This window comes from Streptomyces niveiscabiei (assembly GCF_001419795.1).
GTDB lineage: Bacteria > Actinomycetota > Actinomycetes > Streptomycetales > Streptomycetaceae > Streptomyces > Streptomyces niveiscabiei.
The window spans coordinates 1-6655 of sequence record NZ_LIRL01001129.1 but is presented as its reverse complement, the minus strand read 5'-3'; the positions used below and the strand labels follow the sequence as shown (position 1 = coordinate 6655).

Sequence of the window (6655 nt, the reverse complement as noted above, 5' to 3'; positions counted from 1 at the left end):
CCGCACGCCCCCGTCTCCGCCCCCCTGCGCTGGGACGAACTCGACGACGCGCACCCCCGGGACTTCGACCTCGCGACCATGCCCGCCCGCTTCGCCGAACTCGGCGACGTGCACGCGGACATGGACGATCACGCGTACGCGCTGGACGCCCTGCTGGAGCTGGCGCGCCGGGACGAGCACGAGCACGGGCTCGGCGATCTGCCGTACCCGCCCGAGTACCCCAAGATGCCGGGGGAACCCAAGCGGGTCCAGCCGAGCCGAGCCCGCACCGAGTAACGCCGTTCAACCACAGGCGAGTCGAGGCCGGTGGGCTACAACTCCTTGATCCTGACGTCCCGGTACGACACGACGTCCGTCGTCCCGTGGACCTGGAGCCCGATGTACCCGGCCGCGTACCGCCGGCCGTCGGTCCCCGGATCGTCACCGCGCGGCGGCTCGAAGACCTGACCGCCGATGTTGTCGAACTCGTTGATCAGCACGCCGTTGCGGAACACCGAGTAGTGCTGGTCGACCACCCTGATCTCGTAGTCGTTCCAGGTGCCCTTCTGCGTGACCTGCGCCCCGGCGAGCCCGACCCGGTCGAAGCCGTAGATCGACCCGGACTTGTACATGTCGCCGGTGGGCGAGTCGAACGCCTGGACCTCGTGCCCGTACTTGATGGCCACCCACTCCGGGCGCGACTCCTCGGGGTGGTCGTGGACCCACGGGAACCGCACGAACACACCGGAGTTGGCGTTCCCCGTGCCCGGCGCGTCGTCACGCCACTGGAGGCGCAGCGAGAAGTCGCCGTACGTGCGCTGCGGGAACCACAGCATGCCGAGGCCCGACCGGGTGGTGCCGCTGGTGATCGAGCCGTCCGCGTTCAGCGCGAACGAACCGCCGCCCACCTGCTGCCACTTGGCGAACGAACCCGCCGTCCCGTCCATGATCGTGCGGTAGCCCTCGGTCTGACCGGGCGTGCCGATCCCGGACTCCCGGGCCGCCGCGTCGATCGCGTCGTACTCGCGCTCGTCGACCACCCCGTCCTTGAACAGCCCGTCCAGGACGGTCTTCACGTGCTTGAGGAACAGCGCGTGGGACGTCCACTCCTTCTCGTCCTCGATCAACTCGTTGATCCTGCACCGGCTGTTGGTGAGCCGGTTGGGTACGCCGGAGTCGACCGTCCCGACGATCACGGCCAACCGCTCGTCGAACTCGGGGCAGTTGGGCGCCGGTACCTGGCTCCCGACCACCGTGAAGGTGACGTTCCGCGCCGCCGACGTGTTCCCGGCCCGGTCCGTCGCCCGGTACGCGAGCGTGTGCGTGCCCGCCCGGTCGGCGACCACGGGCGCCCCGTACGCCAGATAGGGCCCGGCGTCGATCGAGTACTCGATCCGGTCGACCCCCGAACCGCCCTCGTCCGTCGCGCTCACCGTGACCCGCGCCGAACCGACGTACGCGCCGTCGGAGTTGCGCGTCCCGGCGACGGTCACACCGGTCACCGGCGGCACCGTGTCGGGCGCGGGCGCGGCAACCACCGTGAACTGCACGGACTTCGCCGCCGAGACGTTGCCCGCCTTGTCGGTGGCCCGGTAGCGGACCGTGTGCGTGCCGAGCTGGTGCACCATCACGGGCGCGGTGTACGGCTGCCAACTCCCGTCGTTCACCGCGTACTCGATGGTGTTGACGCCCGAACCGGTGTCGGACGCCGTGACGGTGACGGTCGCCATGTCGATGTACGTTCCGTCGGGCCGCTGTTCGCCGCCGACCGTCGCCGAGGTCTCCGGCGCGGTCGTGTCGTCGCTCTGCGGGGCGACGACCGTGAAGCGGACGCTCTTCTCGGCCGACACGTTCCCGGCCTTGTCGAACGCCCGGTAGCGCCCGCTGTACTGGCCCACCTGGTCGACGACGATCGGCGCGGTGTACGGCCGCCAGACGTCCTCGGCGCCGATCGCGTACTCGATCCGGTCGACGCCCGATCCCGCGTCCGTCGCGGTGATGGCGACGCTCGCCGAACCGACGTACTCGCCCTGCGCGTTCTGGGTGCCCGACACAACGGCATTGGTCTCAGGGGCCGTTGTGTCCTCGCCGGTGCCCTCGGTCACCACGAGGATGCCCTGCATCTGGCCGTGGCCGGGGATCGTGCAGTGGTAGAAGTAGCGGCCCGGGGTGAGGGTCACCTCGGCGGTGTGCCGGCCGCCCGTGTCGTCGAACGGGTTGGCCAGGATGTTGAGCTGGACGTCGCTGTTGAACTCGGGGTCGCTCGTCACGAACGTCAGCGTGTGCGGCATGCCCGTCGTGTTGCCGGTCGCCGCGCTGTTCTCGAAGACGATCGTCGCCTTTCCGGCCACGGCGGTCTTCGGCGCCGACGTGTACTTCGCGATGTCGTCACCGGCCGTCCAGGTCAACACCTGGTCCTGCGCGGCCTGTTGGCGTGCGCTGCTGGGCAGGGCCTGGAGCCCCAGCACCATCAGCACGGCCGCCAGCAGGGCCGTCCACAGGCGCTGCCGTCGTCTCACCGTCACCACCCCCGCGCCAGTTGTCCGGCGGCGGGCGTCGGCCCGCCGCCCGTGTAAGTGACCTTCCACAGCGCCGACTTGGCGTCGGAGGTGAAGAATCCCCGGCCGTAGTCGAGGACGTACAGCGCGCCGTCGGGACCGAACTTCCAGTCCATGAGGTTCTTGATGCGGTCGTTGCCGACCGGCACGATCTTCTTCAGCGACTCGGAGTGCACGGGGAGTCCGCCGTCGCCCTGGTTCGCCGGGTCCATCACGACCGCGTTGCGCGGCTGGTCGGCGTCGTAGAAGTCGCCGACGAACCACTTGCCGTCCCAGTACGACGGCCACTTGGCGGTGCTCGTGCTCGCCGCGTCGTAGCGGTAGACCGGGCCGTTCATCGCGGCCTGGCCGCCGCCCTTGAGCCACGGCAGCAGGTAGGTGGCCTGCGACTGCTGGTAGGAGGGGATGCCGTTCGCGTCGCGCGGATAGTCCGGGGCGCCGCCCTGCGGGGAGTACCAGATGTTGTTGCCGGTGACCGGCGGCAGGTTGACCAGCCCGTCGTTGTTCGGCGACTCGTTCCTCGGATGGTCGCAGTCGTACCAGCCGAGCGGCTTCGACGGGTCCGGCAGATTGCGGTCCCGGTAGGGCTGCTTGTTGCCCATGCAGTACGGCCAACCCCGGTTGCTCGCACGGGTGATGACGGCGAACGTGTCGTACTTCGCCGGACCCCACGTCGTCGAGGGGGAGCCCGCGTCGGGGCCGACCCACCCGGCGTACAGGATGTCCGTCCGCTGGTCGACGAAGATGCGCGCCGGGTTGCGGACGCCCATCACGTAGATCTCGCCGCGTGTCTTGCCGCCGCCCTCGGCGGTCTCCCTGCCGGTGAACAGGTTGCCCGCCGGGAGGGTGTACGTGCCGTCGGGCTCCGGGTGGACGCGCAGGATCTTGCCGTTGAGGTTGTTGGTGTTCCCGGCGGTGCGGCGCGCGTCCGCGAAGGAGACGCCTTTGTAGTTCGGCGCCGGGTTGTTGCCGGAGTAACCCTCGCTGAACTGGCTGGAGTTGTTGTCACCGGTCGCGATGTACAGGTTGCCCTTCGAGTCCCAGGACATCCCGCCGCCCGCGTGGCAGCAACTGTGCACCTGCACCGGCCACTTGAGGAGCACCTTCTCGCTGCCCAGGTCCAGCTTGTTCGTCGCGAGGTCCAACGTGAAGCGGGAGACGCGGCGTTCGGCCATCCGCGTGTCCCGGTTCAGCTGGGAGTGCGGCGTGTAGTGCAGGTACACCCAGCCGTTGTCCTCGAAGCGCGGGTCCAGCTCGATGCCGAGCAGGCCCTCTTCGACCTTGACCAGCTCGTCGCCGCCGCCCTTGTTGCCGAAGACCGTCAACGCCCCCGCCAGCGTCACCTTCTTGGTCCTCGGGTCGTAGACGTGGACCTCGCCCTTGCCCTTGCCGATGGCCGGGTCGCTCCAGTCGGTGACCACCGGCTGGGAGGAGTCGGCGCCGCCCCGCCCGATGTACAGCACCCGTCCGTCGGGCGCGGTCACCAGCCCGTGCGGCTCCCCGATCTGGTCGTTCTGACCCGGCTGGTTCGGCTGAGTCAGGCGCTCCGCACGGTAGTTGGCGGTGATGGTCGCCTTGCAGTCGGCCTGCGCCAGCCGCGTCGTCCACAGCAGCGCGCCGCGCAGATGCGCCCGGAACTCGGTCTCGTCGTACGACGACACCGTCCCGCCCATCCCGGTGTAGAAGGACCGGCCGCCGTCGTAGTCACGGCACCAACTCACCGGATGATCGGCGCCGTTGGCACCCGTACCGGGCTGGTACGACCGCTCGCGTACCCGGGCGACCGTGTGCACCTCGCCGGACGGGTTCTTCGCCCAGTTGAACCACCGGTCCGCCCGCTTCCACTGCACCGGCACGTCCTTGGTCGCCGGATGCTGCCGGTCCCCGACCTCAACCACCGCGCGCTGTACGGCCGTTGGGCTCGACGCGGCCGGGCGGGCGCCGATCAGGCCGGTGAACCAGTCCGAGTACGGCTCGGCGCGCGCCGCGTCATGGACGCCGAGGAAACCGCCGCCCGCCTCCATGTACGCCTCAAGGCCCGCCTCCTGGTCCGGGTCGAGGACGTCGCCGCCCCCGGTCAGGAACGCGACCGCGTTGTAACTCCCCAGCGCCGTACCGTCGGTGAAGATCCGCGCGTCGTCCGTCGCGTCCACCGCGAACCGCTGGTCCGCCGGACCCGTCAGGCCGATCCGCTCGATCGCCGCGATCCCCGCGTTCACGACCGGCGACTCCTCACCGGCCGCCGCCGAACCGTAGAAGACCAGCACCCTCACATCCGCGCCGCCCGGCGGCGACTTCACAGACAGCGTTGTCGGGGGTGGCAGAGCCTGCGCGGCGGCCGGCGCGGACAGCAGCCCCGCGACGACCACCCCGGTGGCCAGCCAGATCCGTCTTCTCGTGCTCGATCCTCGTAAGTGCACGGGCACCTCCTCGGTCACGGCGGACAGCGCCAAGGAAGCTAGACCCCTTTGTGTCGTTCGCCAACACCTAAGGCCGGAATACCTCGAACTTTGTCCTGAGTGTGGATAAACAGCCTCAAGGTCGGTACCGTCTCACAGGTTCATCACAGGCAACCCTTCTCACGATGGGGAGTTGAGGCGTGGACGGACGCGGCTTCGACCGACGGACCCTGCTCGGAGGCGCTGCCGCAGCCGCCTCGCTGAGCCTCGCACCGACCACCCGCAGCGCCGCCGCCGCGCCTCCCGGCGGCACGGTCCGCCACCTCACGATGTACGCCGAGAAACTCCCCGACGGACAGCTCGGCTACGGCTTCGAGAAGGGCAAGGCCACCGTCCCCGGCCCGCTCATCGAGCTGTACGAGGGCGACACCGTGCACATCGCCTTCGAGAACACCCTCGACGTACCCGTCAGCCTCCACGTCCACGGCCTCGACTACGAGATCACCAGCGACGGCACGAAGATGAACCACAGCGACGTCGCCCCCGGCGCGACCCGCACGTACACCTGGCGCACACACCTCCCCGGGCGCCGCGCGGACGGCACCTGGCGGCCCGGGAGCGCCGGGTACTGGCACTACCACGACCACGTCGTCGGCACGGAACACGGCACCGTCGGCATCCGGAAGGGCCTGTACGGGCCGGTCATCGTGCGCCGCAAGGGCGACGTCCTGCCCGACGCGACCCACACCATCGTCTTCAACGACATGCTCATCAACAACCGGCCCGCCCACTCCGGGCCCGACTTCGAGGCCACGGTGGGGGACCGGGTCGAGTTCGTCATGATCACGCACGGCGAGTACTACCACACGTTCCACCTGCACGGGCACCGCTGGGCCGACAACCGCACGGGCCTGCTGACCGGCCCCGACGACCCCACGCGCGTGATCGACAACAAGATCGTGGGACCCGCCGACTCGTTCGGGTTCCAGGTCATCGCCGGGGAAGGGGTGGGCGCGGGCGCCTGGATGTACCACTGCCACGTCCAGAGCCACTCCGACATGGGGATGGTGGGACTGTTCCTCGTGAAGAAGACGGACGGGACCATTCCCGGGTACGAGCACGGGCACGGGGAGGGACACGAGCACTGAGAGCGGTGAAGGGGGCAACTTCCCCCTGCCGGGGGGCTGTTGAGTCCGGGCACGGGCGCGGTGACTACTCTGGACCGCAGACCGGCCCTGGAGGAGACGACGTGACGGACACCGCCCCGCGCCCCACTCTGGAGGCCGTGGCCGCGCGGGCCGGAGTGTCGCGGGCGACCGTCTCCCGCGTGGTGAACGGCGGCGACGGGGTACGCGAACCCCTCGTCGAACGCGTCCGCCGCGCGGTGGAGGAACTCGGGTACGTCCCGAACCAGGCTGCCCGCAGCCTCGTCACCCGACGCCACGACGCCATCGCCGTCGTCATCGCCGAATCCGAGACCCGCGTCTTCGTCGACCCCTTCTTCGGCCGCCAACTCCGCGGCATCAGCAAGGAGTTGACGGCCCACGACAACCAACTCGTCCTCCTGCTCACGGAGGGCCGGGACGACCACGCGCGGGTGGCCCGCTATCTGGCGGGCGGGCATGTGGACGGCGCCCTGGTCTTCTCCCTGCACCTCGACGACCCGCTGCCCGCGCTGATCCAGAGGGCCGGGGTGCCGATGGTGATCGGGGGACGACC

Annotated in this window: 5 protein-coding genes; 3 read left to right on the top strand and 2 right to left on the bottom strand. The window is 69.8% G+C overall.

Features of this window, described 5'->3' with window-relative positions:
* Positions 1-276 (top strand): non-homologous end-joining DNA ligase LigD (gene ligD / locus AOK24_RS40930; RefSeq protein ID WP_478078789.1); only part of this gene is annotated, 276 nt, incomplete at its 5' end.
* Positions 277-311: 35 nt separating this feature from the next.
* On the opposite strand, the gene AOK24_RS40925 is transcribed toward ligD, so the two are convergent.
* Together AOK24_RS40925 and AOK24_RS40920 are read right to left on the bottom strand one after the other, a co-directional pair.
* Positions 312-2450: an OmpL47-type beta-barrel domain-containing protein gene (locus AOK24_RS40925; protein WP_055724978.1), complete on the bottom strand. Its 2139-nt coding sequence runs from the start codon at positions 2448-2450 to the stop codon at positions 312-314.
* Positions 2451-2500: 50 nt separating this feature from the next.
* A complete protein-coding gene (locus tag AOK24_RS40920) occupies positions 2501-4957 on the bottom strand; it encodes a ThuA domain-containing protein (RefSeq protein ID WP_206191353.1) in 2457 nt (818 codons plus the stop codon).
* Positions 4958-5136: 179 nt separating this feature from the next.
* Between AOK24_RS40920 and AOK24_RS40915 the strand changes: the two genes are divergently transcribed.
* On the top strand, positions 5137-6084 hold the full coding sequence (locus AOK24_RS40915) for a multicopper oxidase domain-containing protein (RefSeq protein ID WP_055724976.1): 948 nt from the start codon (positions 5137-5139) through the stop codon (positions 6082-6084).
* Between the two features lie 101 nt (positions 6085-6185).
* A partial coding sequence (locus AOK24_RS40910) for a LacI family DNA-binding transcriptional regulator (protein ID WP_159052172.1) occupies positions 6186-6655 on the top strand: 470 nt, incomplete at its 3' end.